Origin of the sequence: Burkholderia sp. Bp9090 (assembly GCF_003857985.1) — a bacterium.
Lineage (GTDB): Bacteria > Pseudomonadota > Gammaproteobacteria > Burkholderiales > Burkholderiaceae > Burkholderia.
Genome location: NZ_QTPV01000004.1, coordinates 225,991 through 251,786 on the forward strand (window position 1 = coordinate 225,991; position 25,796 = coordinate 251,786).

Annotated in this window: 25 protein-coding genes; 11 read left to right on the plus strand and 14 right to left on the minus strand. The window is 69.4% G+C overall.

Annotated features, from left to right (window positions below):
- Nucleotides 1-39 precede the first annotated feature (39 nt).
- On the minus strand, nt 40-423 hold the full coding sequence (locus DIE16_RS06140) for a tautomerase family protein (RefSeq protein ID WP_124571627.1): 384 nt from the start codon (nt 421-423) through the stop codon (nt 40-42).
- Nucleotides 424-532: 109 nt separating this feature from the next.
- Here DIE16_RS06140 and DIE16_RS06145 point away from each other — a divergent pair, with 109 nt between their 5' ends.
- The 5 genes from DIE16_RS06145 to DIE16_RS06165 all read left to right on the plus strand — a co-directional run bounded on the left by DIE16_RS06145 (nt 533) and on the right by DIE16_RS06165 (nt 5,226).
- Nucleotides 533-1,390 carry a LysR family transcriptional regulator gene (locus DIE16_RS06145; RefSeq protein WP_124486442.1) on the plus strand — a complete coding sequence of 286 codons (858 nt, stop codon included), beginning with the start codon at nt 533-535 and terminating at the stop codon, nt 1,388-1,390.
- Nucleotides 1,391-1,431: 41 nt separating this feature from the next.
- Nucleotides 1,432-2,355: a DMT family transporter gene (locus tag DIE16_RS06150; protein ID WP_124486443.1), complete on the plus strand. Its 924-nt coding sequence runs from the start codon at nt 1,432-1,434 to the stop codon at nt 2,353-2,355.
- A 67-nt stretch (nt 2,356-2,422) separates the two neighbouring features.
- Nucleotides 2,423-3,202, plus strand: coding sequence for a sensor histidine kinase KdpD (locus tag DIE16_RS06155; RefSeq protein WP_124486444.1), 780 nt, complete (start codon nt 2,423-2,425; stop codon nt 3,200-3,202).
- A 76-nt stretch (nt 3,203-3,278) separates the two neighbouring features.
- Nucleotides 3,279-4,619 carry a hemolysin family protein gene (locus DIE16_RS06160; protein ID WP_124486445.1) on the plus strand — a complete coding sequence of 447 codons (1,341 nt, stop codon included), beginning with the start codon at nt 3,279-3,281 and terminating at the stop codon, nt 4,617-4,619.
- Between the two features lie 22 nt (nt 4,620-4,641).
- Complete coding sequence (locus DIE16_RS06165; RefSeq protein WP_124486446.1) at nt 4,642-5,226, plus strand: thiamine phosphate synthase; 585 nt, start codon at nt 4,642-4,644, stop codon at nt 5,224-5,226.
- 37 nt (nt 5,227-5,263) lie between these two features.
- On the opposite strand, the gene DIE16_RS06170 is transcribed toward DIE16_RS06165, so the two are convergent.
- On the minus strand, nt 5,264-6,913 hold the full coding sequence (locus tag DIE16_RS06170) for a DUF3459 domain-containing protein (RefSeq protein ID WP_124892034.1): 1,650 nt from the start codon (nt 6,911-6,913) through the stop codon (nt 5,264-5,266).
- Between the two features lie 301 nt (nt 6,914-7,214).
- On the opposite strand from DIE16_RS06170, the gene DIE16_RS06175 reads away from it, so the two are divergent.
- A complete protein-coding gene (locus DIE16_RS06175; RefSeq protein WP_124892035.1) occupies nt 7,215-7,928 on the plus strand; it encodes a class I SAM-dependent methyltransferase in 714 nt (237 codons plus the stop codon).
- Between the two features lie 216 nt (nt 7,929-8,144).
- Here the strand turns inward: DIE16_RS06175 and DIE16_RS06185 are convergent, their stop codons facing one another.
- The gene (locus tag DIE16_RS06185) at nt 8,145-8,798 is read right to left on the minus strand and encodes a DUF1345 domain-containing protein (protein WP_124486449.1); all 654 of its coding nucleotides are present in this window, start codon (nt 8,796-8,798) and stop codon (nt 8,145-8,147) included.
- Between the two features lie 136 nt (nt 8,799-8,934).
- Here DIE16_RS06185 and DIE16_RS06190 point away from each other — a divergent pair, with 136 nt between their 5' ends.
- Nucleotides 8,935-9,660: a metallophosphoesterase gene (locus DIE16_RS06190; RefSeq protein ID WP_044846585.1), complete on the plus strand. Its 726-nt coding sequence runs from the start codon at nt 8,935-8,937 to the stop codon at nt 9,658-9,660.
- Nucleotides 9,661-9,760: 100 nt separating this feature from the next.
- Here DIE16_RS06190 and DIE16_RS06195 read toward each other — a convergent pair whose 3' ends face one another.
- Both DIE16_RS06195 and DIE16_RS06200 read right to left on the minus strand, forming a co-directional pair.
- A complete protein-coding gene (locus DIE16_RS06195; RefSeq protein WP_124486450.1) occupies nt 9,761-10,459 on the minus strand; it encodes an RES family NAD+ phosphorylase in 699 nt (232 codons plus the stop codon).
- Between the two features lie 2 nt (nt 10,460-10,461).
- The gene (locus DIE16_RS06200; RefSeq protein WP_044846587.1) at nt 10,462-10,881 is read right to left on the minus strand and encodes an MbcA/ParS/Xre antitoxin family protein; all 420 of its coding nucleotides are present in this window, start codon (nt 10,879-10,881) and stop codon (nt 10,462-10,464) included.
- Between the two features lie 233 nt (nt 10,882-11,114).
- Here DIE16_RS06200 and DIE16_RS06205 point away from each other — a divergent pair, with 233 nt between their 5' ends.
- On the plus strand, nt 11,115-11,897 hold the full coding sequence (locus DIE16_RS06205; RefSeq protein WP_124486451.1) for an ABC transporter substrate-binding protein: 783 nt from the start codon (nt 11,115-11,117) through the stop codon (nt 11,895-11,897).
- 976 nt (nt 11,898-12,873) lie between these two features.
- Here DIE16_RS06205 and DIE16_RS37500 read toward each other — a convergent pair.
- The 3 genes from DIE16_RS37500 to DIE16_RS06230 form a co-directional block, all read right to left on the minus strand.
- A complete protein-coding gene (locus DIE16_RS37500) occupies nt 12,874-14,346 on the minus strand; it encodes a sigma-54 dependent transcriptional regulator (RefSeq protein ID WP_124486452.1) in 1,473 nt (490 codons plus the stop codon).
- A 437-nt stretch (nt 14,347-14,783) separates the two neighbouring features.
- Nucleotides 14,784-15,701 (minus strand): metal-dependent hydrolase, encoded by a 918-nt coding sequence (locus tag DIE16_RS06225; RefSeq protein WP_124522642.1) that lies wholly within the window; start codon nt 15,699-15,701, stop codon nt 14,784-14,786.
- Nucleotides 15,698-16,144: a hypothetical protein gene (locus DIE16_RS06230; RefSeq protein WP_124892036.1), complete on the minus strand. Its 447-nt coding sequence runs from the start codon at nt 16,142-16,144 to the stop codon at nt 15,698-15,700. The genes DIE16_RS06225 and DIE16_RS06230 overlap by 4 nt, the downstream gene beginning before the upstream one ends.
- 138 nt (nt 16,145-16,282) lie before the next feature.
- Between DIE16_RS06230 and DIE16_RS06235 the strand changes: the two genes are divergently transcribed.
- Both DIE16_RS06235 and DIE16_RS06240 read left to right on the plus strand, forming a co-directional pair.
- Nucleotides 16,283-16,624, plus strand: a complete 342-nt coding sequence (locus DIE16_RS06235) for an FKBP-type peptidyl-prolyl cis-trans isomerase (RefSeq protein ID WP_044846591.1) — start codon at nt 16,283-16,285, stop codon at nt 16,622-16,624.
- Between the two features lie 26 nt (nt 16,625-16,650).
- Entirely contained in the window at nt 16,651-17,418 is a 768-nt protein-coding gene (locus tag DIE16_RS06240) for an AraC family transcriptional regulator (protein WP_044846592.1), read from the plus strand.
- Between the two features lie 294 nt (nt 17,419-17,712).
- Here the strand turns inward: DIE16_RS06240 and DIE16_RS06245 are convergent, their stop codons facing one another.
- On the minus strand, nt 17,713-18,171 hold the full coding sequence (locus tag DIE16_RS06245; protein ID WP_124571626.1) for a helix-turn-helix domain-containing protein: 459 nt from the start codon (nt 18,169-18,171) through the stop codon (nt 17,713-17,715).
- Nucleotides 18,172-18,329: 158 nt separating this feature from the next.
- Between DIE16_RS06245 and DIE16_RS06250 the strand changes: the two genes are divergently transcribed.
- Nucleotides 18,330-19,565: an MFS transporter gene (locus DIE16_RS06250; RefSeq protein WP_124892037.1), complete on the plus strand. Its 1,236-nt coding sequence runs from the start codon at nt 18,330-18,332 to the stop codon at nt 19,563-19,565.
- A 141-nt stretch (nt 19,566-19,706) separates the two neighbouring features.
- On the opposite strand, the gene DIE16_RS06255 is transcribed toward DIE16_RS06250, so the two are convergent.
- The 5 genes from DIE16_RS06255 to DIE16_RS06275 form a co-directional block, all read right to left on the minus strand.
- Nucleotides 19,707-20,831: a glycosyltransferase family 4 protein gene (locus tag DIE16_RS06255; RefSeq protein ID WP_124486456.1), complete on the minus strand. Its 1,125-nt coding sequence runs from the start codon at nt 20,829-20,831 to the stop codon at nt 19,707-19,709.
- A gap of 41 nt (nt 20,832-20,872) precedes the next feature.
- Nucleotides 20,873-22,057 carry a glycosyltransferase family 4 protein gene (locus DIE16_RS06260; protein ID WP_124522634.1) on the minus strand — a complete coding sequence of 395 codons (1,185 nt, stop codon included), beginning with the start codon at nt 22,055-22,057 and terminating at the stop codon, nt 20,873-20,875.
- Nucleotides 22,054-23,520, minus strand: coding sequence for an O-antigen ligase (locus DIE16_RS06265; RefSeq protein WP_124892038.1), 1,467 nt, complete (start codon nt 23,518-23,520; stop codon nt 22,054-22,056). Before DIE16_RS06265 ends, DIE16_RS06260 begins: the two co-directional genes overlap by 4 nt.
- A 10-nt stretch (nt 23,521-23,530) precedes the next feature.
- A complete protein-coding gene (locus tag DIE16_RS06270) occupies nt 23,531-24,667 on the minus strand; it encodes a glycosyltransferase family 4 protein (protein WP_124486459.1) in 1,137 nt (378 codons plus the stop codon).
- A gap of 148 nt (nt 24,668-24,815) precedes the next feature.
- The gene (locus DIE16_RS06275) at nt 24,816-25,775 is read right to left on the minus strand and encodes a glycosyltransferase family 2 protein (RefSeq protein ID WP_044846599.1); all 960 of its coding nucleotides are present in this window, start codon (nt 25,773-25,775) and stop codon (nt 24,816-24,818) included.
- Between the last annotated feature and the right edge of the window lie 21 nt (nt 25,776-25,796).

Here is a 25,796-nt window from a genome sequence, read left to right on the forward strand (position 1 = left end):
ATCTGGCCCTGTCGCCCCTGTCACGCATCAAACGACGTATCAGACGACGTATTGCGCGATGCCGTTGCCGAACGACCAGTCCTCCTTCAGCACTTCGACGAGACTGATGAAGACGTCCTGCGGCCGCACGCCGGGCTGCCGCGCGAGATTCTCGGCGATGGTCCGGTACAGCGCCTGTTTCTGCTCGAGCGTACGCGTGTTGTTCGCCGTGATCTGGACCATCACCAGATCGTCGCTGCGTTCGATGTCGAGGTAGTGGCGGCCGAAGAAGAAGTTCTCGGCCGAATGCTCGGTCACGACCATGAAGATGTCGTCTTCGGGCACGTTGAACGTATGCATCAGCGCGCGGTGCACGCCGTCGACGAGCGCCGCACGGTAGGCGGCCGGTTTGCCTTCGCGCACGGCGATACGGGTGAATGGCATGGTGCTGCTCCTTTCGGTGACGTTGAGAATCGGAAACGCAAGGTCAGGTTAGGCGCGCGGAGCTATAATGAACAGTCATCATCCGATATTTCATTCATTTACATTTGCAATGAAAGTCCTCGACCTCGATGCTGTGCGCGCATTCGTGCTGGTCGCCGATCTCGCGAGTTTCACGCGCGCCGCCGACGCGCTCGGCACCACGCAATCGGCCGTCAGCCTGAAGCTGAAGCGGCTCGAAGCGCACCTCGGCAAGCCGCTGCTCGCACGCACGCCGCGCGTCGTCAAGCTGGCGGCGGACGGCGAGAACTTCCTGCCGGCCGCCCGCGCGCTGCTCGACGCGCACGACCAGGCGCTCGGCGCGATTTCGGCCGGCACGCACCGCCTGTCGCTCGGTGTCAGCGAGCACGTCGCGGTGCCCGACCTGCCGGCCGTACTGACGAGCCTGCATCGGCAGGATCCCGGGCTGTCGCTGGAGATGCACCTGGGCATGTCGGCGAGCCTGCTCGCGCAATACGACGAACGGCGGCTCGACGCGGCGATCGTGCGACACGAACCGGGCGAGGATCCGCCGCGCGACGACGGCACGCTGCTGTTCACCGAACCGCTCGCATGGCTCGCCGCGCCCGACTGGGCGCCGCGCGCGGGCGAGCCGCTGCCGCTCGCGGTGCTGGCCGGGCCGTGCGGCGTGCGGGCCGCCGCGCTGCGTGCGCTCGAGCATGCGGGGCGGCCGTGGCGCGAGCGCTTTACGGGCGGCGGCGTCGCGGCGGTCACGGCCGCCGCCGCGGCCGGGCTCGCGGTCTGCCCGCTGGCCCGGCGGGTCGCGCCGCGCACGCTGGTCGACGTCGGCACGAAATTCGGCCTGCCGCCGCTGCCGCATTCGCAGGTCGTGCTGTATTCACGCGTGCGCGACGCCCGCGCGGCGGCCGCACTTCGCAGGTTTTCCGACAGCCTTGCAATCTCGGCGTAAACTACGCGGTTCCGCTGCCCGCAATCCCCTGACGAATTCCGATGAAACCCGACGCCCGCAAGCACCTCCGTGCCAACCTGCTGATGCTCGCCGCCGCCGCGATCTGGGGCTCGGCGTTCGTCGCGCAACGACTGAGCCTCGACGTGATCGGGCCGTTCCTGTTCACGGGGCTGCGCTTCCTGCTCGGCGCGCTGGTGCTGCTCCCGCTGCTGATGGTCAACGCGGGCTCGCGCGCGCAGTTCGCGGCGATTCGCCGCGAGCCGGCCCTGCTCTCGCCGGGCCTCGCGCTCGGCGTGCTGCTCGCCGTATCGATCTCGCTGCAGCAGGTCGGCCTGCAGTACACGCGGGTCGCGAACGCGGGCTTCATCAGCTCGCTGTACGTCGTGATCGTGCCGCTGATGGGCGTGTTCGTCCGCCACCGGATCGGCGCCGGCACGTGGTTCGGCGCGCTGCTCGCGGCGCTCGGCCTGTACTTCCTTAGCATCGACGAGCATTTCTCGGTGCTCTACGGCGACTGGTTCCAGCTCGCGGGCGCCGTGGTCATCGCCGCGCACGTGATGACCGTCGGCCATTTCGCGAAGCGGCACGATCCGCTCGTGCTCGCGTTCCTGCAATTCGTCGCGTGCGGCGTGCTGTGCCTCGCGGCCGGCCTCGCGATCGAGCCGGTCAACCTCGCGATGCTGAAGCGCGCGCTGCCGACGCTGCTGTACGGCGGGCTGCTGTCGGTCGGCGTCGGCTATACGCTGCAGGTCGTCGCGCAGCGCGATGCGGCGCCGGCGCACGCGGCCGTGATCTTCAGCATGGAGGGAGTGTTCGCGGCCATCGCCGGCTGGGCCGCGCTCGGCGAGACGCTGACGCTGCGCGCGCTGGTCGGCTGCGCGCTGATGCTCGCCGGCCTGCTCGCCTGCCAGTTGCTGCCGAACGGCGACGCACGGAAAAAGGACGAGGACGCGCTGCCGGCGTGACACGCACGATCCCTATAATGGCGGTTCGCGTGCTTTTCATGCCAACCGCTTCCGACAGGCCAGCCCCGTGACGTCCACTCCCGTCGATCCCGCCGCCGACCTGCTGCGCGAACGCGCAGCGCACTATGCCGCCGAGGCCGCGCTGTTCCAGCGCGACCAGGCGCTGTCCATCGCTTCGCACGACCTGCGCAGCCCGCTGAACGCGATGCACAGCTGGGCGTACGTGCTCGAGCGCCAACTCGCCAGCGCCGACCCGAACCTGCAACGCGCGCTCGCGGGCATCCGCGCGGGGATCGACCAGCAGGTCGCGCTGATCGACGACGTGCTCGACGCACCGCGCGCGGCCACGCGCACCCTGGCGATCGCCGCACAGCCGTTCGCGCTGCGCCCGCTGCTCGACGACACGCTCGCACTGGTGCGCTGCGCACTCGCCGACGCACGACAGGTGAGCGTCGACGCGACGCTGCCCGACGGCGAGCCGTCGCTGACCGCCGACCGCGAGCGCATCGCGCAGGCGCTCTGGACGATGCTGACGACGGCCGTCGAAGCCAGCGCCGCCGGCAGCCGCGTGACGTTCACGTGCGCGCGTGACGGCGCGCAGTACGTCGCGCACGTCGCCTGCGACGTGAACGCCGCCGCCCTCGCCGATCCGGCGCTGCCGCATGCATTCGAACCGTTCGCGCGCCGCGAGATGCTGCACCCGCGCGACGCGAAGCGCGTCGCAGCGGCGCTCGCGCTGTGCCAGCGTGTCGCGCTCGCGCACGGCGGCTCCTTCACCCACGCCCCGTTCGCCGACGGCGCCGCCGTCACCCTGTCGCTCACCGTCCCCTGCGAGGCGCCGGTGTAAGCCATCGGCCGCCCGACACATTACATTTCCCTTTCCGGCCCTATACTGTTGGGCCTGTCATGACTGGAGCGATTCTTTGTTACAGATCTTCGCGCTCATCGGCGCGTTGTTCCTGGTGGCCCTCAACGGGTTTTTCGTCGCAGCCGAATTCGGCCTCGTCAAACTGCGCGCGACGCGCGTCAAGACACTTGCCCGCAAGCACGGCCTGCGCGGGCGCATCCTCGCGATCGTGCACGGCCGGCTCGACGCGTATCTGTCCGCCTGCCAGCTCGGCATCACGCTCGCGTCGCTCGGCCTCGGCTGGGTCGGCGAGCCGGCGTTCGCGGAACTGATCGGGCCGCTGCTCGACCTGATCGGCGTGCAGTCCGAGCGCATCGTGCACCTGATTTCGCTCGTGTTCGCGTTCTCGCTGATCTCGTTCCTGCACATCGTGGTCGGCGAGCTCGCACCGAAATCGATGGCGATCCGCCAGTCGGAGAAGGTCGGCCTGTGGGTCGCGCTGCCGCTCTACGCGTTCTACTGGGCGATGTATCCGGCGATCTGGGTGCTCAACACCAGCGCGAACGCGGTGCTGAAGCTCGCGGGCCTGTCGGCCGACCACGGCGGCGATGCGCACTACTCGACCGACGAGCTGAAGCTGATCCTGCGCAGCCGCCGCAGCGCGGGCAACGCGGCCCAGCCGGCGCGCGGCACGTACACCAACGACGAGTGGAACACGCTCGCGCACTCGCTCGATTTCTCGTCGATGACGGTGTCGGACCTGATGCGGCCGGCGCATGAAATGATCGGCCTGCGCCGCGACCTGCCGCTGCCCGACAACATGGAAATCGTCGCGCGACACCGCTTCAGCCGCTATCCGCTGTTCGAGGATGCGTCGCGCGAGCAGGTGAGCGGGCTGATCCACCTGAAGGACCTGCTGCTCGCGCGTCACGCCGGGGCGGCGCTCGAAGACCTGTCCGACTACGTGCGCCCGGTGCAGTACGTGAAGCCCGACACGCCGGCGCTGGAACTGTTCCGCCGCTTCCGCAAGGGCGCGCCGCACTTCGCGCTGGTCGGCAACAAGGGCGAGAAGCCGATCGGCTTCCTGACGCTCGACAACCTGCTCGGTGCGCTGGTCGGCCAGATCCACGACGAGTTCCGCCAGGGCGACGCGGACTGGAGCCGCCTCGACGACGGCACGCTGATGGGCAAAGGCAGCCTGCCCGTCGTGTCGCTCGAGCAGGCGCTCGGCATCGACATCGACGAAGGGCGTGCGGAATCGGTCGGCGGCCTGGTGATCCAGGCGCTCAGCGATCTGCCGACCGAAGGGCAGCGCGTGTCGTTCGATCGCTTCGACGTCGTCGTGAAGAAGATGAACGGTCCGCGCATCGTGCTGGTGCGCGTCTATCCGAAGATCGCGAAGGAGGCCGACGAATGACGGCCGCCGCGGGCCGCGCGCGATGACGCCGACGCTGCCGCGCTGCTGCGTGATCACGCCGGAGCCGGCGTCCGCGTCGACCGCCGATTGCCACGCATTCCTCGACACGCTGTCGGCCGTGCTCGCGCGCGGCGAGACGCTCGTGCAGCTACGCGTGAAGTCGTTCGACGCGGCCGCGTTCGCGCGGCTGGCCGCCGATGCGCTCGCGCGCTGCGACGCGGCCGGCGCGCAACTGATGCTCAACGGGCCGATCGACGCGGCCGGCGTGATGCGGCTCGACGGCGCGGGCTGGCATCTCGACGGCGCCGCGCTGCGCGCCGTCGCGCAACGACCGCTGCCGGCCGCTCGCCGCATGTCGGCCGCCTGCCATGCGGCCGACGATCTCGTGCTGGCCGCGCGTGCGGGCGTGGATTTCGTTACGTTGTCGCCCGTGTTGCCGACGCTCAGCCATCCCGGCGCGCCGACGCTCGGCTGGACGCAATTCGCTGCGTTGGCCGCGCAGGCCGCGATGCCGGTCTATGCGCTCGGCGGCATGACGCGCGCGCATCTCGACGACGCGCGCCGCCACGGCGCGTACGGCGTCGCGGGCATTCGCGGTTTCTGGTAAGGGCGGCCGGGCGCGCCAGCGCCCGACCCTCCGGGCATCACGCGTGCGGAACGGGACGCATCGCGCGCCATGCGCGGTCGTCGATCCGACGCACGTCGTGCGTCAGCGCGTACCGATTGACGTCGCCCGTCAGCCACGCGACGAGCGAATACGGCGGCAACTCCCCTTCGTCGACCCGGTCGCGTGCGCGTGCCGGCGTCTCGAACACGACCTGCCCGCGCGGCGCATCGAACGGCACCGCGTCGGGCGACAGGTTCAACGCGATGGTCAGCGTCTCGTCGTCGGCGAGCCGCCATGACGCGAGCAGCGCGTCGGCATCGCCGTCACCGCTCGCCTTCAACGCATGCGCGTCCTGCGGCCGGCAATCGGACAGCCGCGGCGCGATCAGCTTCGCGCGCACCGCGAGCGCCGACTGCACGAAATGCGCACGATCGACATCGCGCGCGGTTTCGTCGAAGATCAGCGGGATCTGCGGCGTGAGCAGCGACAACGCAAGCGCCGCGAGGCCCGCCGCCTGCTCGCTGTCGCGCTGTTCGCTGTCGCGCCACGCGCCGTCGGACAGCACCAGCGACGTGAGCGACAGCCCTTCGGCGCACGGGCCGTCGCCCGCCGTGGCCGGCTGGAACGCCGCGCCTGCCGCGGTCAGCGCGCGCGCGAGCGTGTGGATCGACTGGTGGGGCGAAATCCCTTCGTGCGCCGACGTGTCGCGCCCCGTCAGCCGGTGCAATGCGCGTTCTCCGCAACCGTTCCACTGCGCATCGAAATGCGTATCGGCCAGGTGCACCGGATGACGCTCGCTGCCGAGCACGAGGTGGATCATCCGGTCGGCCGGCACGGCCGCGCGCACGCGGTCGGCGATCTCGCGCAGCCACGACGTGCCGATCCGGTCGGCCTCGCGCAGCCGCAGGCCGTCGCAACGGTATTCGTCGATCCAGTACAGCGCGTTGTCGCAGAAGAAGTCGCAGACTTCCGGATGGTCGAGCGCAAGCGGCGCCGCCTGCAGCGGATCGTCGCGCGTATGGAAGAACGGCACGGCGTAATGGCGCAGCGCGTCGGTGCCGCTGCCGAAGCGCGCGTAATCGAGTTCCAGCAGCACCGCGAGACCGTAGCCGTGCGCGGCGTCGATCAATGCCTTCAGCGCGTCGGGGCCGCCCTCGGACGCGAGCGGCGCGAACGGCAGGCTGTCGTGCGGCGACGCGAGCAACTCCAGCGCGGTCACGCCGAGGCGCGCGAGCTGCGGCAACCGGCGGCGCACGCCGTCGAAGCCGCCCACCGCGTGCGGACGAATCGCGTACAGCGCGATGTCTTCCCACGGGCGGCCGCGCCAGAACGTGTTGCGCCATGTGAACGCGCGCGGATCGACGACCTCGCTCGGGCCGTTGAGCCCGTCCGGTTGCGAACGCGACGCGGGATCGGGAATCGACACGACATCGTCGAGCCGGTAACGGTAACGCGCGCCCGCACCGCATTCGACGAACACTTCGAACCAGTGTGGACCGGCCGCCATCATCGGGACGAGCGTCGGGCCGGAGCCGGTATCGAGTTCGAGCTGAACATGCGTGCTGCCCGGCGCCCACACGCGGAAATGCGTGCGCGGCGACGTGCCGAGCGCACCGCAGGGCTGCGCGCCGGACGGCAGGCAGTGTATGAAGTGCTGCGCATACGGATCGTGCGGACAATCTGACATGATGCGCTCCTCGTGCGTGCCGAGCGGCATGGCCGCGCGATTCGCGCGGCGCATCGGGCCCGGCATGCGACGGCCAGGCAGGGGGGAAGAAAAGTATGCGCCGCTTTCACGATCGCGACGCATCGAATCCTCACATTTTTAAATGCGAATCGACCCCGGCATCGATTGCGTCGCGATGCGCGCAGAATCGGGTAGTTCGCATACCGGAATGGCTGCTCGCCTTGTTGCGCCGCAGCCCCGCGCTTACGCTCGGTGCGATGCGCGTGAGCACCCCGCCCGCGCCCGAATTCGAGGAATCTCCATGTCGCTCCCCGCCAGCGCCGCGAAGTTCGATCCGGCACGCGCGCACGAATACGCCGAACAATCCCGCATCGCGCTCGCCGGCTACGACGCGTGCCACGAACTCGCCGCGTGCATGCTCGCGTCGGCGATCGGTGTACGCGATGCGCGGCTCCTCGTCGTGGGCGCAGGCGGCACGGGGCAGGAAATCTGCGTGCCCGCGGCGCTCGAACCGGGCTGGCAGTTCACGGCCGTCGATCCGTCCGCGCCGATGCTCGCGCTCGCGCGTGCCAACGTCGAAGCGGCGGGGTTCGCCGCCCGCACGCAATTCGTCGAGGCCGGCGTCGACGCACTGCCCGATGCGCCGGCGTTCGACGGCGCGACGCTGATCGGCGTGCTGCATCACGTCCCCGGCGATGCGGCGAAGGCCGCGCTGCTGGATGCGATCGCGCGCCGCCTGAAACCCGGTGCACCGCTCGTGATCGCGGGCAACTATCGCCGCCATGCGGAGCACCCTCGCCTGCTCGACGCTTGGCAGCAGCGCTGGCGCATGAAGGGCGCGACGCCCGACGCCGTGCGTGCGCAGCTGGCGAAAATCCTGCAGGGCGCCGATCCGCCCGCTGCCGAGGAAGCCGTCTTCGCGTTGCTGCACGATGCGGGCTTCGATGCGCCGCTGCGCTTTTTCTCGAGCCTGTTCTGGGGCGCGTGGATCGCGGTGCGGCGCGTGACGGCGTAAGTCGGCGTGAGGCGGCGTGAGGCGGCGTGAGGCGGCGAGCCGCAGCGTCAGCGCGGCCACCATCCGGACGAGCTTTCCGCTCGAAGCCGCGATGGCGCGTGGCGACGGCGGCACGCATCCGCAGATCGCTCGCTGTCTCGATAGCGAGCCACGCGCGGGCCGCCGACCACCGAGCTCGAGCGCGGCGATCGGTAAGAACGGCTCAAGGCATCCGCGTCAGCTCAGCAACCCTGCCGCGACGTTGATCGACAGCCCGAGCACGGCCATGTTGAAGTAGAACGACAGGATCGACTGCGCGAGCACCGCGCGGCGCGCGGAGCGATTCGCGAGCGACACGTCGGCCGTCTGCGACGCGACCGCGAGCGTAAAGGCGAAATACAGGAAATCCCAGTAGTCGGGCTCGGGGTTGCGGTCGGGAAACCGCAGCGCGCGATCGCTGCTCGGCGAGCCGTAATAGAGCCGCGCATAGTGCAGCGTGAAGATCGTCGGGATCAGGAACCATGCGCCGAACAGCGTCGCGCCCGTGACCGCATAGTGGCCGAGCCCGGCACGAAAGCCGACGTTCTTCGCGGTGGCGAGCTCGATCGCGATCGCGGCGACGCTCGCGACCGTCGCGATGCAGATGACCGTCAGCACGGTCGTCGCGTTCTCGTCCTCACGGATCGCGATCTCGCGCACCTGGTGGTGATGTGCGGTGACCATGCGCCCCCACATCAGCACGAGATACAGCCAGACCGTGCAATCCCAGCCGATCAGCGCACGCGCGGTCGGTCTCAACTGCAACGGCAGCAGCAACGCGCACAGCACGCCCGCGGCGAAGGCGGCGACCATGCGCGGCCGGTTGCGTAATACCTGCGGATAAAGCGTCATCGTGTGATTCCGAAAGCGGATGGAAAGGGTTCGGCCCGCGTGCGAACGGCCCGCCGGGCAGCGCCGGCGGGTACCGCCCCGATTATCGCCATTCCTGCATGACGTTGCGACTGGCGTGAGCGCCTAAGATATCGGGATGACTCCCGTCCTCTGCCACCATCCCGCGAACGCGGCCGGCCGCGACTTCGTCGTCGGCGATCTGCACGGCTGCGTGGATGTGCTGCGCGCGCTGCTGCACGACATCGGCTTCGATCCGGCTCGCGACCGGCTGTTCTCGGTCGGCGATCTCGTCGACCGCGGCCCCGCGTCCGAAACCGCGCTCGAGCTGCTCGACCGCCCGTGGTGCCACGTGGTGCGCGGCAATCACGAAGAAGTGCTGAGCCTCGTCGCGCGCGGCAAGCTGTCGCACGATGCGTGGCGCGGGATCGGCGGCGACTGGGGCGCCGACCTCCCGCCGGAACGGCTGCACGCGCACGCGGCGCGCGTCGACGCGCTGCCGCTCGTACGCGTGATCGGCGACGGCCCCGCGCGCTTCAACGTGCTGCATGCGGAATTCCTCGGTCCGGACGCCGAACTCGACGCGGGCAGCTATTCGCCCGACGTGCGCGAGCGGCTGATCTGGGGGCGCGACCTGGTCCAGGGGCTCGTCGACCCGGCCCGGCAGGCCGGCCTGTCGCTGACCTGCACCGGCCACACGCCGGTGCGTGCGCCGCAGCGTATCGGCGCGCAATGGTTCATCGACACCGGCGCGTTCGCACCGTCGGGACGCCTGACGATCGTCGAGCCGCGCACGGGCGACACGTGGTCGCTGACGCAGGCCGACGCGCGCGCGCGTCATGCGGGCGACCTGCCGCTGCCTTAGGCCCACGTTCACGCCGATAACGGGCCTGCGCAGGCCGCGGGCCGGCAACCCTCGGCGGACTCACGCTCACGCGCGCGCGTTTGCGTGCGCGAGCACTGCGCTAACCCACCTGGTTCAGCTCGAACACCGCGTCGATCGCGGATCCGTTCCAGTTGTATTCGAGATACGCAGCGTGATGACAATCGCGCAGCAGCGTCGTGCGAAACGCCGCGAGGCACTCGCCGCGCGGGTCGCGCACCGACGGATAGACGATCCCCGCGCCGCCCGCGTTGCGCACCGCGCGGCCGAGTGCCTGCCCCGCGCCGTAATCGAGCGGATCGAGCAGCGCCGGGCTGCGCTGCGGCCACGTGCGCACGTCGGCGACGTCGCCCTGCGCATACACCGTGTAGAGCCGCATCTGCTGACGCATCGGCGCCTCCTTCGTCGCGGCCAGGAACAGCCCGCTGTGATAGCGCGTTTCGGCGATCGCCGTATCGCGCGACCGCCCGCAGTAGAACACGCCGTAGCTGCCGTCCGAGAAGCGGCTGCCCTGCGGATTCAGATGCGTGAACGCGGCCATGATCGGCCCCCAGCCCGTGCCGTAGCGACGCTCCGCCGGCGGCACGAGTTCGAGCGTGCCGACTTCGTTGCGGATGCGATCGTTGGTCAGCGATTCGAGCGCATAGAGCGCATCGAAATCCTCGGCGGACGCGACGCGGTCGAACAGGTTGATGGCTGGAAAACGAGTGGGAATCACGCGATAGGCAGGTGCCCAGTCGACGACGGTCATGGGCCAGTGCTGTACTGCTTCGATCGGCATCGTCACGCCCAGCCACCCCGCATCGCGTCGAGATATTGACGGACGGCGACCAGGTCGCCGACGTTGCCGGCGAGCATCCGGTCGAGCGCGCGCTTGCCGCCGAACGGCGCGGCGTCGTTCGGCCGCTTGACCCAGGTGTCGGCCGCGGCCGGCTGCGGCAGCAGGATCTGCAGCGCCTTGTAGATGCCGAGCAGCAGCGATAGCCGCTCGAGCGTATCGCGCGGCAGGCGCGCCGATTCGGGCGACGCCTTCCACTTGAAGAACGTCGAGCGGCCGGGCGAGCCGAGCAGGACGATCTGTTCGTCGATCGTCAGTTCCCAGTCGCGCGCGATGTTGAAGAACGCGCGCAAGCCGGCCGCCGACATCTGCGCGACCGAAGCCTGCCGCGGGGCGGAATGCGGATCGAAGGCGGGCTGTGACATGATCGTTAGTCTCGAAACGAATTTACTAACAAGATTAGTCCATTTTCGTATTTTTGCAAGGGTCGTCCCCCGACGTGCCGGCATTCCTCCCGAAGGATCGATATTTTTTGTCCATTCTGGACTGCGATTTTATTTTCTGCGTTAATGTCCGTGCGGACAGCGCACCGGGACGCGGTGCGTCCCCGCAGCAACCGTGTCGCCCAGAACCGGATAGACCACGCCAAGGAACCACCATGAAGAGACTGATTGCCGCCGTTTCGATCGCCCTGCTCGCGGTATCGACGGGCCCCGCCGTCGCGAAGGACTGGACCACGCTGCGCTTCGGCACCGACGCCAGCTACGCGCCGTTCGAATCGAAGGCGCCCGACGGCAAGCTCGTCGGCTTCGACATCGACCTCGGCAACGAGATCTGCGCACGGCTGAAAGCGAAGTGCGTGTGGCTCGAGAACGATTTCGACGGGATGATCCCGGCGCTGAAGGCGAAGAAGTTCGACGCGGTGCTGTCGTCGATGTCGATCACGCCGCAGCGTGCGGAACAGATCGGCTTCACGACGAAGATCTACAACCAGCCGACGCGGCTCGTCGCGAAGAAGGGCTCGCCGCTGCTGCCGACGGCCGAATCGCTGAAGGGCAAGTCGATCGGCGTCGAACAGGGCACGACGCAGGAAGCGTATGCGAAGGCGTACTGGGCGAAGCAGGGTGCGAACGTCGTGTCGTACCAGAACCAGGACGGCGTGTATGCGGACCTGACGTCGGGCCGCCTCGACGCCGCGCTGCAGGACGAGGTGCAGGCCGCGATCGGGTTCCTGAAGTCGCCGCGCGGCGCGGGCTACCAGTTCGTCGGGCCCGAACTCGTCGACGAGAAGGTGCTCGGCATCGGCGCCGGTATCGGGCTGCGCAAGGAAGACGCCGACCTGAAGGCGAAGATCGATCGCGCGATCCTCGACATGGTCAAGGACGGCACCTACAAGCGGCTCGCGTCGAAGTACTTCGACTTCGACATCTACGGCGGCTGAAGCGGCGCCGCGCGCGCACGGGTGCGATGCCCGTCGCGCGCGGCCCGACCGCCCCTCCCCTGCTCGCCGGACGGCGACGCCTCCCTGACGTCTGCCGTCGCACCGGTTTCATCGTCCGTATCGCGCAACCGGATGCCGCACGTCATTCGCATGGCAAACGGATCGCCTGCGCTGGCGACCGCAGGCGCTCGACGTCGTCAATAAGCGAAGACCGGGCGCCGGGGTATCGGCGCCCGCGTGCACATCCCCATGCGGACCGGATTGGCGAGCGGGAAAGCACCGGCCCGGCGCGGATGACCGGGTATCAGCCGGATCCGCCTCGCACCGGGCGCGGAGAGGTGGCCTGTCGACGCGTGCCGGCCGGCAGCAAGGTGCGCGGTCGACCGGCGATGGGTCGAATCACTGCGATCGCGGCCTGCCGGCCGCGGCGTGTTGAGATCGTTCATTTTTCTACCCCGTATTCGAGTCGTTGCTTGTGCCGGCAACCGGACACCGCCGGTGCTCCGACGATCCGACGACGACGGCCCATGCCGCCCGGAACGGGGCCATGTTGCCCGTCCGGCCGTCATCCCCGCGGACTGCGTCCTAGCCGGTTCTCGAATGGTTCGCTGCCGAACCGGCCGGACGTCGCGTCGTCGACTCTCGCACCCCAACCTGTGCAAGGAGCGCGCCAGCTTCGTTCGGGGCCGGCGGCACAAGCCTTTCATCGGACCAGTGTGCGGCCCGGACGGGCAGGACATGCCGGACGTTGCGAAACTGAAACATGCCGGGCGCGAGCGGCCTCGGTCGCGTGGCGGCAACGCCTTGCCGGACAAGGCGCGCGGACGAGCCGGAAAATTTTCCCGGCACGGGCCGCGCGTCGCCGCCCGCGTTTGCCGGGGCTTTTTGCACAGCCGTCGGCAGGAAACGTTTCACGCCCTTTACATGCCGCCGGACGCCCGCGCACGGACCGGCCGCGGACGCTTCCGGGCCGCCTTCAGCCGACTCGCTGGTGGTCGGCGTCGTCGGGCGGCGAGCCGTCCTTCCCGCCGTTGTCGCCGGTGTTGTCGTGGTCGTTGAGTCCGTGCTCGATCATCATCCGGTACAGCGTCACGCGCGAGATGCCGAGTTCGGCGGCGGCCTTGTTGATCCGGTGATCGTTGCGCAGCAGCGCGTTCTCGATCGCGACGCGCTCGGCGAGCGAACGCGCCTGCTCGAGGGTCACGGGCTCCGTTTCACCCGGAACCTCGAGCCCGAGATCGTGCGGCGTCAGCAGCCGGCTCTCGGCCATCACGATCGCGCGGCGCACCCGGTTGATCAGCTCGCGCACGTTGCCGGGCCACTCGTAGCGGCGCATCGCGTCGAGCGCGGCCGACGTGAAGCCGCTGATCTTGCGGCCGCTGTCGCCCTTGAATTTCTGCAGCACGTAATGCGCGAGGATGTCGATGTCCTTGCCCCGCGCGCGCAGCGGCGGCTCGTGAATGCGCAGCACGCAGAGCCGGTGATAGAGGTCCGCGCGGAAGCGGCCGGCTTCGACCGCGCCGTCGAGGTCCACGTGCGTCGCCGAGATGATCCGCACGTCGACCGGAATCGATTCCTGGCCGCCGAGCCGCTCGATCTTCCCTTCCTGCAGGAAACGCAGCAGACTCGCCTGGCTTTCGACCGGCATGTCGCCGATTTCATCGAGAAACAGCGTGCCGCCGTTCGCCGATTCGATCCGGCCCGCGCGCCGCTGGTTCGCGCCGGTGAACGCGCCGCGCTCGTAGCCGAACAGTTCCGACTGCAGCAGGTGATGCGGGATCGCGCCGCAGTTGATCGCGACGAACGGCCCCTTGCCGCGTGCCGAGCGCTCGTGGATCGCGAGCGCCGTCAGCTCCTTGCCGGTGCCCGACTCCCCGGAGATGAACACGCTCGCGTCGGTTTTCGCGACCTTGCGGATCGTGCTGAACAGCTGCTGCATCGCTTCGCAGTTGCCGATCATCCCGTGCTCGCCGATCGATGCCGCGTATGCGGCGCCGTCGACGCGATCGAGCGCGGCCATCCCGCGCGCGTGGCCGAGCACGTGCGAAATCCATTCGTACGGCAGCGGCAGCGTCACGTAATCGAAACAATAGCTGCGGATCAGTTCGCGCACGGCAGCGCCGATCGTGATGCCGGCCTGCGCGATGGAAATCCAGCCGATCGCCGGCTGGCTCAGGCACGCCTTCAGCGCGGGATAGTCGCGCGACGTGAAGCCCGAGAAATCGATGAGCCCGGCGGCGACGTTCACGCCGGACGTCATGTTCTGCGCGGCGCCGGCCGTCTTCGCGACCGAGATATCCCAGCCGAGCCCGCGCAGTTGCGCCAGCAACGGCTCGTCCGGCGAACGCATGATCACGAACAGCTTGCGTCCGGCCTCGGGAGCGGTGACGGATACGAGCGGCGTCTCGGACGCCGCCGTCCCGCTTGCGTCGGGTGACCTTGCAACCATCGTTGTTCCCCGCTTGGCGTTGGTATCGTGCGCTGGCTCGCCGCCGCGTCCGACGGACGTCGATCGAACCGACATATTGGCCGCATTTTCGTCCGAATAAAATCCCCCCGGGGAATAATCGCGTGCCGGGCGAACCCTTTCATGAACGGTATATCGACGCCGCCGACGCGCGGCTAGATGGGTGTTATCCCGGTGGCGCGGCGGGCGCGAAGCGAGGCCGGACCAATCGCGAACACCCGACGCCGCGCCGGTGCTGGCGCGCGGGGACGGCACGCGAGGCCGGGCACACGGGATCGGACCGGCGTCACGGGCCGGCACGCCCGGTCGGCCGCACCGGCCCGGTACCCGCAACCGTTTCCGCTTGATGCCGGTCAATCGTCGGATAAAACGGGGATGATGCAGGAATGCAACACGCGCCGGGCAGCGCGGCGAGCGGCTCAGCGTCCCGATGCGAGCGGCGCGAGCGCGTTGGCGCGACCACGGCCGGCCGACGCGCCGTCGTGTTCGCCGTACGCGGCGACGAGCGCGTCGACCCGCGCGAGGTGATGGCGGTTGTCACGGTCCCACGGGTGGAAGCCGGGCCGGAAAAAGCTCAGCCACTCGCCCGCGATCCGCGGAAACAGCCCACGACGCGGCCCGTACAGGAACGCGAGCATGCGCAGCATGCCGCGCACGCGATGCTCGATGTCGCGATCGCGCGACAACAGCGTCGCGTGCAGCAGGAACACAGTCGGCCAGAACGTCAGCGTCGTCAGCAGATAGACGCCGATGCGGATCAGATAACGGCGCAGGCCCGGCTTCATCGCGACGTTCCAGACGTCGAACGACACGGCCTTGTGTTCGGTTTCCTCGAGCGCGTGCCACACCCACATCTGACGGTAGCCGTCGACCGAGCCTTCGAGGCGCGTCGGATCGCGCAGCAGCCAGTCGGCGAGCATGGCCGTGTAGTGCTCGGCGGCGACCGTATGCGCGAGCTGCACCGAATGCGGCAGCTTGCGCTTCATGTAACCGAGCACGGTCCAGATGCGCTTGTCGAGCTTGCGCGCGGGCAGGCGGTTCGCCTGCATCAGCTCGTTGTATTCGACGTGCTCGCGCGTATGCATCGCCTCCTGCCCGATGAAGCCGAGCACCTGCCGCTTCAGCACCGGATCGTCGATCCGGTCGCGATAGTGGCGCACGGAATCCATGAAGAATCGTTCGCCGGCCGGAAACAGCAGCGACAGCGCGTTGAAGAAGTGCGTCACGTGCGGGCCGAGCCCGTGCCAGTCCTTCGCGCGTTCGACCGGCAGGTCGAAGCGCAGGTCGCGGCGCACCGGCATCACCTCGGCCGCGGTGGCGGAAGCGGCTGACTTCATGTTCGTCGTTCTCCTTGTTTCCGGGCGGCCCGGCCGGCGGTTGCGGCCATTGCGACCGTACCGGCGCGGGCCCGGGCAGCGCATCGCGCAACGCCCGGATCTTGACATCGATAGCTGTAAAGATAGGCGCCGGCGAACGCCGCGCGCAAGCCGCGCGGTAGATGCGCGCTTCCAAACAGGGCACGTTCGGCAACGCGACAAAAGCGGCGTTCGGGCGGGTCGCGATTCGAACGCGCGCATCCGTGCGCAACCGCGCAGGTGGGCGACGCGCGCGCGAATCGCAATCGGCGCGCAAGCCCCGTGCGACGGGCGTTTGCGGCGTCGCGCGACGGTTTTTCGATGCGACGCCGAGCGGCCGGATAGCGCCGCTTCATACGCGCGTGGCGTTCGCGCGGCGCAACCCCTTCGAGCCGGTCCGCGAACGATTCAAACATGCGTTCCATTCGCGTATCGCGCGAGATGCGTCAGCACCGCCGCGACCGGCGCGCGACAGGCGCGCGGCCGTGCCCTCGCCGCCTGCGGCGGCCCCCTGCGCGCTCGCCTACAATAGCGGTTTTACCCAACCCCTTTCAGGAGAAGTCATGTCTGTCACCACGACCGCATCGGGCCTCAAGATCGAAGAGCTGACCGAAGGCACCGGCGCGGAAGCGCAAGCCGGCCAGACCGTCAGCGTCCATTACACGGGCTGGCTGACCGACGGTCAGAAATTCGACTCGAGCAAGGACCGCAACGACCCGTTCGCGTTCGTGCTCGGCGGCGGCATGGTCATCAAGGGCTGGGACGAAGGCGTGCAGGGCATGAAGGTCGGCGGCGTGCGTCGCCTGACGATCCCGCCGCAACTCGGCTATGGCCCGCGCGGTGCAGGCGGCGTGATCCCGCCGAACGCGACGCTCGTGTTCGAAGTCGAACTGCTCGCCGTCTGACGACGCCGCCGGCCGACGTCCTTCCGATGGAACGCATCCCGTCTCCCGCCATCGCGCTGCGCCGTTACGACACGTGCGAAGCGTCCGACGTGCACGACTTTCACCAGGTCGTGCTCGGCGTCGACGGCGCGATGGTGATGGCGGTGGACGGCGTCGGCCAGCGCATCGACCGGCACGCGGCCTGGCTGATTCCGGCCGGCTCGCGCCACGATTACGCGGGCCTCGGCGACAATCGCCAGCTCGTGCTCGACCTGCCCGCCGCGTCGCTCGCGGTGCCGCAGCGGCTGTTCGACAGCGCGCGTGCCGTGTCGATCGACCCGGCGCTGAAGTCGCTCGTCGCGCAGGTCGCGACAGCGGCCGCGCAGCTCGACGGCCCGGCCGGCGACACGCGGCACGCGCATCGCTTCCAGTGGCAGGCCGCCGCGCGCCTGTGCGACGCGCTGCTCGGCGACGCCAGCCTCGCCGCGCCCGCGGCGGGCCTCGATTTCGCGCGCATCGACCGCTGGCTGCGCGCGCGGCTCGCGGAGCCGCTGCGCATCGCCGATCTCGCCGCGCACTGCGGCTACGGGATGCGCCGGTTTCACCAACTGTTCGTCGACGCGTTCGGCGAAACCCCGCATCGCTACCTGCAGCGGCTGCGGCTCGACGCCGCCGTCGTGCTGCTCGCCGACGGCCGCCATCCGCTCGTCGACATCGCCGGCATGGTCGGCTTCGCCGACCAGAGCACCTTCACGCACGCGTTCACGAAACGCTTCGGCGTCGCGCCGGGGCGCTGGCGCGGCGAACGGCACTGAGCGGCCGGACGCCACCCGTTTTCCTGCAATAGCGAACGCGATTGCGCCGATTGCGCCCCTGCGTCATGGCCGGATGGTTTTCGACAGGCGTTGTCATCGCGCGCGACATCGTGGCGCGCATGAAAGCGGTGCGCATCGGGCGGGGTCTGCAGCCGCTTGAACGGGACTCTCGGCCGCCACCGGGCGCGCGACCGATGCGGCGACGCCGCGCAACGGTAAAGACACGGTCCTTGCGTCGCACGGCGTCCTGGGCACGGCGTCCGGGGTCATCACGTCCGGATCATCACGCCCGTATCACCCCCGCTCGTCGCCCACTTTCCGCACGACCGTATCCGCCGCCTTCAACGGCCGACCATCGTCGTGCCGCAGCGCGAGCTTGCGGATCGCGCGGCCCGTCTTGCGCTCGACCAGGACAGAATGCGGCTCGCCGCGCGCGAACAGGTTCGCCTCGCCCCACTGCCGCAGCATCACGATCACCGGAAACAGCCCCTCGCCCTTCTTCGTCAACGCGTACTCCTGATACGCGCTGCCGTCCGACGCGGGCACGACGTCGAATACGCCCGCGTCCACCAGCATCCTGAGCCGGTCCGACAGGATGTTGCTCGCGACGCCGAGGCTCGCGCGGAAATCGCCGAACCGGCGCACGCCGTCGAACGCGTCGCGCACGATCAGCAACGCCCAGCGATCGCCGACGATATCGGTCGCCCGTGCCACCGGGCACGGCGAATCCGCAAGACTTTTCTGCCTGGCCATGTTGTTCTCCGCTGTCGCGCCGGTCGCCTTCGCACGCGCCCGGCACGTCGGTGCGCGGACCCGTTGCCCGCCGCCCCACAAGTTGCATTTTAAAACTACTTTTCCTACACTCACACTGGTTTCAAATTGCAACTACTTAAGCGAGTGCGAGGCAGCCCATGGAATCGTCTTGTCGTTCGGGAACCGTCGCGTCCAGCGCGACATCGCGTGCCGCGCGCCCGGCCGATCGCGCGCGCGTATCCACGGCGCTCGTCGCGCTGCTGACCGTCTGCTGCGCGGCAAGCGTCGCAAACGTGTACTACGCGCAGCCGCTGCTCGATTCGATCGCCCGCGATTTCCGCGTATCGCAGGCGACGGTCGGCGGCGTCATCACGGCGACGCAGCTCGGCTGCGCGCTCGCGTTGCTGTTCGTCGTGCCGCTCGGCGACCTGCTGAACCGCAAACGCCTGCTCGCCGTCCAGCTTCTGCTGCTGACGGCGGCCTGCATCGGCGTGGCCGCCGCGTCGACGCGCGTCGCGTTGCTGGCGGGCATGGTCGCGGTCGGGCTGCTCGGCACCGCGATGACGCAAGGGCTGATCGCCTGCTCGGCCGCGCTTGCGGGGGCCGGCGAGCGCGGCCGCGTGGTCGGCGCGGCACAGGGCGGCGTCGTGATCGGTCTGCTGGCCGCACGTTCGCTGGCGGGTGTCGTCACGGATATCGCCGGCTGGCGTGCGGTCTACCTGGTGTCGGGCGCACTTGCGATCGCGATGCTGATCGCGCTGGCGCGGCTGTTACCCGATGCGGACGCGCCGCGCGAGCGCATCGGCTACGCAGCGCTGCTCGGTTCGATGGTCACGCTGCTGCGCAACGAGCGCGTGCTGCGTGTGCGCGGAGCGATCGCGCTGCTGATGTTCGCGGCGTTCAGCATCTTCTGGAGCGCGCTCGTGCTGCCGCTGAGCGCGCCGCCGCACGCGATGTCGCATACGCAGATCGGCGCATTCGGGCTCGTCGGCGCACTGGGTGCGGCGGCCGCCGCGCGCGCGGGCCGGCTCGCGGATCGCGGGCTCGGCGAAGCGACGACCGGCGCCGCGCTCGCACTGCTCGCATGCTCGTGGCTGCCGCTCGCGTTCACCGGTACGTCGATCGCGCTGCTGGTCGTCGGCATCGTGCTGCTCGACGTCGGCGGGCAGGCCGTCCATGTCGTGAACCAGAGCATGATCCTCGGCGCGCGGCCCGATGCGCATGCGCGCCTCGTCGGCTGCTACATGCTGTTCTATTCGATCGGTAGCGGACTCGGCGCGATCGCGTCGACGATGACGTATGCGCACGCGGGATGGATCGGTGTCTGCGGGCTCGGCGCGGCGGTCAGCGCGGCCGCGTTCGGCGTATGGGCCGTGACGCTCGGGCGTGCCTGAACGACGCGTGTCGAGCCCGGCGCGCGAGCCGCCGCATGCCCGGCTTCGAACGACAAAAGCCGGCTCGCCCGGATCGGGCGGCCGGCCTGCGAACCGGACGTGTATGCCGGCTCGACCGTCGCGACGATGCGTCGCGTTCGCTTACCCCGCCGCCTGGATCGCCTCTTCGTACACGCCGGCGACGCGTCGCGCGATCACCGCGTTGTCGAAATGGTCGCGCGCGTAGCGCTTGCACGCCGCTTCGTCCGGCAACGCGATCGCGCCCGACAGCGCGCCGCCGAGCCCTTCCGCGATCGCGTCCGCGCCCGTCGACGGCAGCACGAGGTCGTTGGACAGCCCGGCGACCGCCTCCGGCAGCCCGCCGACCGGCGTGACCAGCACCGGCGTGCCGGACGCGAGCGATTCAACGGTGATCAGCCCGAAGCCTTCGAGCGCGACGGTCGGCACGACGCTGACCGTCGCCGCGCGGTACAGCGCCGCGAGATGGTTGTCGGGCACGAAACCGAGCAGCTTCACGTTGTCCTGCAGCCCGGCTTCGTCGATGCGCTGCTGCAGTTCCTCGCCGATCTTGCCCTTGCCGGCGATCAGCAGCAGCACGTCCGGGTGACGATGCTTGACGAGGCCGATCGCGTCGATCAGGTCCTCCAGCCCCATGCGCCGCACGAGCCGGCGCACGGCCAGCACGATCGGCCGGTCCTGCGGCAGTTGCAGCTTGTGCCGCGCCTCGGCCGGCGTGAGCGGCGTGTCGAACTGCGCGGTATCGACGCAGCCGGGAATCACGCGCACGCGCGACGGATCGATCCCGTAGCGGTTCGTCAGGATCTGGCCGAATGCCTGCGACAGCACGATCAGGCGCGACGAGCGCGTATAGACGGCCTGTTCGAGATAGCGCTTCGCGCGCTGCCCGAGCGATGCGGCGCCCTCGACCTGGCTTTCGTCGGCCCACGGCCCCTGGAAGTGCGACACCTGCGGAATGCCGCGCGTGACGTCGAGCCCCGGGAACGTGTACAGCGCGAAGTGCGACGAAATCACGTCCGGCCGCTCGCTGCGGATCTCGTCGCGCAGCGCGCGGCGCGCGGCGAGCATGCGGCGCGCGAGCGGCTGCGACGCAGGTCCGAAGCCCTGGATCGCACCGCCCGTGTCGTCGGCGACCTTCGGCGAGCCGGCGACGAGCCCGCGCACCGCGACGCCCGCGCCCGGCAGCGCGCCGACGAGCGAGTAGTACATCCGGTCGAGGCCGCCCGCGCGTTCGGGGAACCAGTGCATGCCGATTTGCAACGATTTGATCGGCCGGGAAGATTGAGACGTCACGGTTGCTCCTGCGTGATTGCATGCTCGACCCGCTCGAAGGCGGACGGCTGCGTGGGTTGGCCGATGCGCCGGTAAAGCGCGACGTACTGGGCGCCCATGTGGGCCCAGCCGAAACGGGTCATCAGTTCGCGGGCCGCGTCGCCCATCGCGCGACAGGTGTCGCGCGACGCCGCGAGCGAGCCGATCGCCTGCGCGAGCGCGGCCGGATCGTCCGGGTCTTCCAGCACGATCCCGCAATCTCGCGTGATGATCTCCGCGCCGCCGGCGGTGCGCGCGGTGACGACCGGCAGCCCGGCCGCCATCGCTTCCAGCAGCGACAGGCTCATCGCTTCGTAGCGCGAAGGAAACACATACGCGTCGACCGAGCGCATCAGCGTCGGCATGTTCTTCACGAGCCCGAGGAAATGCACGCGCGACGCGATGCCGAGCGCGCGCGCCTCGTCCGGATACGGGCTGCCGGGCAGATAGCCGGCCACCGCGAGATGGACGTTCGCCGGCAGTTTCGTCAGCGCCTTCAGCACGGTGCCGAGGTTCTTGCGCGGCGTGCGCAGGTCGCCGACGAACAGCAGCAGGAACGCGTCGTCCGGCAGCTTGAACGCAGCGCGATCGGGCTGCGCGCCCGCGAACGCGCTGCCGTCGACGCCGTTGTAGATCACGCTGATCTTGCGGCTGTCGATGCCGAGCCCGGCGATCTCGTCGGCCACCTTCTGCGACACGGCCGTGATCGCGCGCGAACGCTTGTACGCCCAGCGCTCGAGCGCCGTATTCACGCGCGTATAGACGTACTGGTACGCCGACCACAGCCCCTTCGTCGGGCCGAACGGGTAGTACGGGCTCTTGAACCAGCCGCCGTGCACGAAGTGCGCGGTGTTCACGTCGGCCTTGATCCACGAGATGAAGCCGTTCACGTGCAGCACGTCGTATTCGCCGCGATGCGCGCGCAGCCAGGCCGCGCTCTTGAGCGCGAACACCTGCTGCTTGACGAGATTCGACGGCCAGAAACCGCCGACCTTGACCGGCACCCAGCGCACGCGCGGGTCGGCCAGCAGCTCGGGCGCGACGTGCGACGCGACCAGCGTGACCTCGTAGTGTTCTGCCAGCGCCGCGCGCGCGATTTCGTAATTGACGCGGCCCTGCCCGTCGTTATGTCGCACGACGTGCGTGACGATCGCGATTCTCAATGGTCGCCTCCCCGTGAACGCGCGGCGGCCAGCAGGCGCTGTGCCTTTTGCCAGTGCGCCGCGGATAGTATGGAAAAAATGGCCGTGAACAGCAGCAGGCCGCCCGTGCCGATCAGCGAGTTCGTGAACACGAGCATCGCGAACACCGACAGGCACAGGCTCAGGCATGCGCCGACGAACTTGTCCTTGCGCAGCTTGAACGCCGCGCGCAGCGTGCGGGCGAGCAGCATCACGACACCCGACAGGTACAGCAGCGTGCCGGGCCAGCCGAGCACGAACGGCACGTTCATCACGCCGCTGTCGAAGCTGCCGTACTTGCCGAGCTCGCCGCTGTCGCTCGACAGCTTGGTGGACGCGCCGGTCGCGCCCATCCCTTCGCCGGCGACGTCGGTGAACGCCGTTTGCGCGAAGGTCGCGTAGAACTTGTTGCGGTCGTCGTAGCTGCGGTCGTCCTTCAGGTTCGTGATCGACTGCAGGCGCGCGCCGAGCCGGTCGGCCACCGGCCCGACGGTCAGGAGCGGCACGCACAGCCCGACCAGCACGACCCCGCTGATCAGGATCCGCATCCGCACGCGGTTGCTCGACTGCACGAGCTGGATCGCAAGCGCGATCACCCAGCCGCCCCAGGTCGAGCGCACGAGACACAGCGCGAACGACACGAAGCCGGCGGCGCCCGCGAACCAGCGGACCTTCTGCGGCGCCGCGAACACGAACACCAGCGCGCCCATGATCGCGAACGCGAACGGCCCCGACGAGTTCATCGTGCTGAAGACCCGCACGCCGTACGGCACCGGCTCGCCCTGCGAACCCATGTCCGAGCCGATCATCCACAGCACGTCCCACTGCGGCATCACGAAGTACTGCACGACCCCGTACACGCCCATCACGAGCATGCCCCACATGAACGTGGACAGCAGCACGTCGCGGTACTCGGGATAGTCGCGCGCGTTGACCATGATGTGAAAGCCGATCAGCACCGGGTACACCCAGTTCGCGAGGTCGTAGGTCGCGGCCATCACGCCGCTCGACACGATCCCGACGAGGTACGCGTACGTCAGCCCGAACAACATCAGCAGCACGGGAATCCCGCGCCGCTGGGCAAGCACGCGGTAATGCCTGAGCAGCCCCAAGCCAGCGATCATCGTCACCGCGAGCGGCGCGACCTGGATCAGGCTCGTCGGCGTGAACGCGCCCTTCGACCAGTCGGCGAGACGCCGCACTTCGGGGCTCAGGAACCACACCCACCACATGAAGCCGACGTAGCGCGCCGGGCTCTTGAAATACAGCCAGATGCCGACCGCGATCGCCAGCACCGGAAACGCGAGCGTCAGCACCTTGCCCTGGTGAATGGCGATCAGCGCGGCGGTCAACGTCCACAGCCCGGCCTGCCCGACCCAGTGCTTCGGTTCGGGTAACCGGCTGCGGTTGCGCGACGGTGCGCGTTCGGCGGCAATCGTACTCATCGATCCGCTCTCACCGCGACGACGGGCGCGAATCCGCGAGCGGCATCGCGAGACCGGCGGCCGCCGACGTGCGACGCCGGCGCAGCAGGTCGCGCGTGATCCGCACGTGCTGCTCGGCGAACGCCTGCGTGGTCAGGTCGCGCTCGCGCAGGCACGCGGCCGCGGCACGCGCGCATTCGAGCGCGGCGGCCGGATCGGCCACGAAGCGATCGGCGGCCTGGCGCATCGCCGCTGCGTCGAACGCCGGCACGTAGGCGGCCGTGTCGTGCGGGAAGTAGTCGCTGAGGCCGCCCACGTCGGACACGATCATCGGCTTGCCGACCGCCGCCGCCTCGAGCATCACGGTGATGCCCGACGCATGGAAGTTCGGCCGCAGCGGCACGACGATCACGTCGGCCCATGCGTACAGCTCGTGCTGCTTCGCGAGGCCCGATGCCGAGCCGATCTTCACGTTCGGCGCATGCCACTCGCGCGGTACGCGGCGGCGCGTCGCGAGCCGCACGTCGTAGCGCTCGTCGCCGCCGAACGCGGCGAGGAACGTGCGCCAGTCGCGGTCGCGGTCGTTGCCGATCGCGGCGATCCGCAGCGGCCGGTTCGGCTTCCATTGCTGCGGTTCGGCCGGCGGGAAGTCCTGCGTGTTCAGCCCGTAGTAGACGAACTCGGCTTCGCGCCCGAGATAGCGGCGGCACAGCTCGGCGTTGTCGCGGGCGAGCGTCGTCAGCGCGTCGGCGCGCGCGAGCAGCTTGCGGTACAGCCAGCGGCGCGGGCCGCCGAAGGTGTTCCACTTGTCGAACAGCCACACGCTCTGCGCGAGCAGCAGCGGGCGCTTGCCCTGCGCGCCGGCGAGCTTCAGGACCAGCGCGGCGGCCAGGTGCTCCTGCTCGGTGTGCGTCCAGATCACGTCCGTGCTCAGCAGCGCGGCGCGATTGCGCCATGCGTGCACGACGTCGAAGCCGAGCGCCGCCTTCAGCGCACGGCGCGCGAGACTCGCGACGCGGTTCTCGCGGCGGTCCTGCGAATAGGTCAGCCGGAATTCGTCGGATTCCGCGTGGTGATAGCCGTACAGGCAGCCGATGTTCTCGCCTTGCCGATAGGTACGCGGATCGGCGCCGTAAAACAGGTGAACGTGAACCTTCGTCGAAGTCATGTCAGCCTCCGCCAGGCCGTCGGATGCACCGACGGGCAAGCTTCAGGGAGCTGGAGGGGCTGCGCCCCTCCAAGCGAATCAAGTGAGCGCGGGAGTCGGACCATTTCATGCCCTTCGCGGGTGGCCGTGCATCGTGCGCGCGGCCCGTTCAAGACGTCACCGGCGGCATCGCCGCACGGTGGGGGGCAAGATTCGCGCGGCGCGCCTCGCGCGCGCCGCGGCGCACCGCGCGCCAGTGGTCGCGCACGCGGTCGCGCCGCGCGGTGTGCAGCGACAGCAGCACGTGCGCGAAACCCGGGTAGACGCGCGTGCCGACCAGCGTCCACCACCACCACGCGATCTCGCGCCGCAGCGGCGGCAGATGCTCGCGCAGGATCAGGTGCAGGTTGTACGCGCCGTTGCTGATCGCATTCAGCGACGCGGCGTCGCGCCGGTCGTCGTCGAAACGCTCGGCCGGAAAATGGTCGACCGCGATCGCCGGGTCGTAGACGAGCTTCCAGCCGTCGCGCTGCACGTGCATGCTGAAACCCATGTCGTTGTGCACCTGCGCACCGGCGCCGCGCAGCCGCGTGTCGAAGCGCAGCCGCTCGATCGCGGCACGGCGGTAGCTCATGTTCGCGCCCTTGAGCATGTCGACTTCGCGCGCGCCGCCGACGCCCAGGTGATGGTTGCCGACGATCTTGCCGGACAGTGTGAGCTGGCCGACTAGTTCGCGCGATTCGTCGAGCACGCGACCCTTCTCGTGCACCCAGTCGCGGCCGCCCACCGCGCCGACGCGCGGGTCGGCGAGGAACACGGCCTCGATGCGCGCGAGCCAGTCGGCGTGCGGCGCCGCGTCGTCGTCGGTGATCGCGACGATGTCACCGTGCGCCGAGTCGAGCCCCTTGTTCAGCGCGGCGACCTGCCCCGGCACGTCGACCGGCACGATCCGCAGCGGCAGCGCGCCGCCGACCGACGGATCGGCGAGGCGCTCGTGCGTGGCATCGTCCTCCGGGCGCGCGACGACGATCACCTCGTCGGGCAGCCGCGCCTGGCGCTGCAGCGCCAGCAGGCAGCGCGCGAGGTCGGCGGGACGCCGGTAGGTCGGAACGAGCACGGAAATTTTCATCGAAAGTTCTCCAGTCGGCCG

Bases quoted from the DNA above. Each gene is read 5' to 3' on its own strand.
- DIE16_RS06195 (WP_124486450.1), bottom strand. From the start codon at position 10,459: ATGCCGATCGAAGCAGTACAGCACTGGCCCATGACCGTCGTCGACTGG.
- DIE16_RS06265 (WP_124892038.1), bottom strand. From the start codon at position 23,520: ATGAGTACGATTGCCGCCGAACGCGCACCGTCGCGCAACCGCAGCCGG.
- DIE16_RS06145 (WP_124486442.1), top strand. From the start codon at position 533: ATGAAAGTCCTCGACCTCGATGCTGTGCGCGCATTCGTGCTGGTCGCC.
- DIE16_RS06190 (WP_044846585.1), top strand. From the start codon at position 8,935: ATGACTCCCGTCCTCTGCCACCATCCCGCGAACGCGGCCGGCCGCGAC.
- DIE16_RS06140 (WP_124571627.1), bottom strand. From the start codon at position 423: ATGCCATTCACCCGTATCGCCGTGCGCGAAGGCAAACCGGCCGCCTAC.
- DIE16_RS06200 (WP_044846587.1), bottom strand. From the start codon at position 10,881: ATGTCACAGCCCGCCTTCGATCCGCATTCCGCCCCGCGGCAGGCTTCG.
- DIE16_RS06175 (WP_124892035.1), top strand. From the start codon at position 7,215: ATGTCGCTCCCCGCCAGCGCCGCGAAGTTCGATCCGGCACGCGCGCAC.
- DIE16_RS06235 (WP_044846591.1), top strand. From the start codon at position 16,283: ATGTCTGTCACCACGACCGCATCGGGCCTCAAGATCGAAGAGCTGACC.
- DIE16_RS06275 (WP_044846599.1), bottom strand. From the start codon at position 25,775: ATGAAAATTTCCGTGCTCGTTCCGACCTACCGGCGTCCCGCCGACCTC.
- DIE16_RS06205 (WP_124486451.1), top strand. From the start codon at position 11,115: ATGAAGAGACTGATTGCCGCCGTTTCGATCGCCCTGCTCGCGGTATCG.
- DIE16_RS06270 (WP_124486459.1), bottom strand. From the start codon at position 24,667: ATGACTTCGACGAAGGTTCACGTTCACCTGTTTTACGGCGCCGATCCG.
- DIE16_RS06245 (WP_124571626.1), bottom strand. From the start codon at position 18,171: ATGGCCAGGCAGAAAAGTCTTGCGGATTCGCCGTGCCCGGTGGCACGG.
- DIE16_RS06185 (WP_124486449.1), bottom strand. From the start codon at position 8,798: ATGACGCTTTATCCGCAGGTATTACGCAACCGGCCGCGCATGGTCGCC.
- DIE16_RS06255 (WP_124486456.1), bottom strand. From the start codon at position 20,831: ATGCACTGGTTCCCCGAACGCGCGGGCGGCCTCGACCGGATGTACTAC.
- DIE16_RS06250 (WP_124892037.1), top strand. From the start codon at position 18,330: ATGGAATCGTCTTGTCGTTCGGGAACCGTCGCGTCCAGCGCGACATCG.
- DIE16_RS06240 (WP_044846592.1), top strand. From the start codon at position 16,651: ATGGAACGCATCCCGTCTCCCGCCATCGCGCTGCGCCGTTACGACACG.
- DIE16_RS06230 (WP_124892036.1), bottom strand. From the start codon at position 16,144: ATGGAACGCATGTTTGAATCGTTCGCGGACCGGCTCGAAGGGGTTGCG.
- DIE16_RS06165 (WP_124486446.1), top strand. From the start codon at position 4,642: ATGACGCCGACGCTGCCGCGCTGCTGCGTGATCACGCCGGAGCCGGCG.
- DIE16_RS06225 (WP_124522642.1), bottom strand. From the start codon at position 15,701: ATGAAGTCAGCCGCTTCCGCCACCGCGGCCGAGGTGATGCCGGTGCGC.
- DIE16_RS06150 (WP_124486443.1), top strand. From the start codon at position 1,432: ATGAAACCCGACGCCCGCAAGCACCTCCGTGCCAACCTGCTGATGCTC.
- DIE16_RS06170 (WP_124892034.1), bottom strand. From the start codon at position 6,913: ATGTCAGATTGTCCGCACGATCCGTATGCGCAGCACTTCATACACTGC.
- DIE16_RS37500 (WP_124486452.1), bottom strand. From the start codon at position 14,346: ATGGTTGCAAGGTCACCCGACGCAAGCGGGACGGCGGCGTCCGAGACG.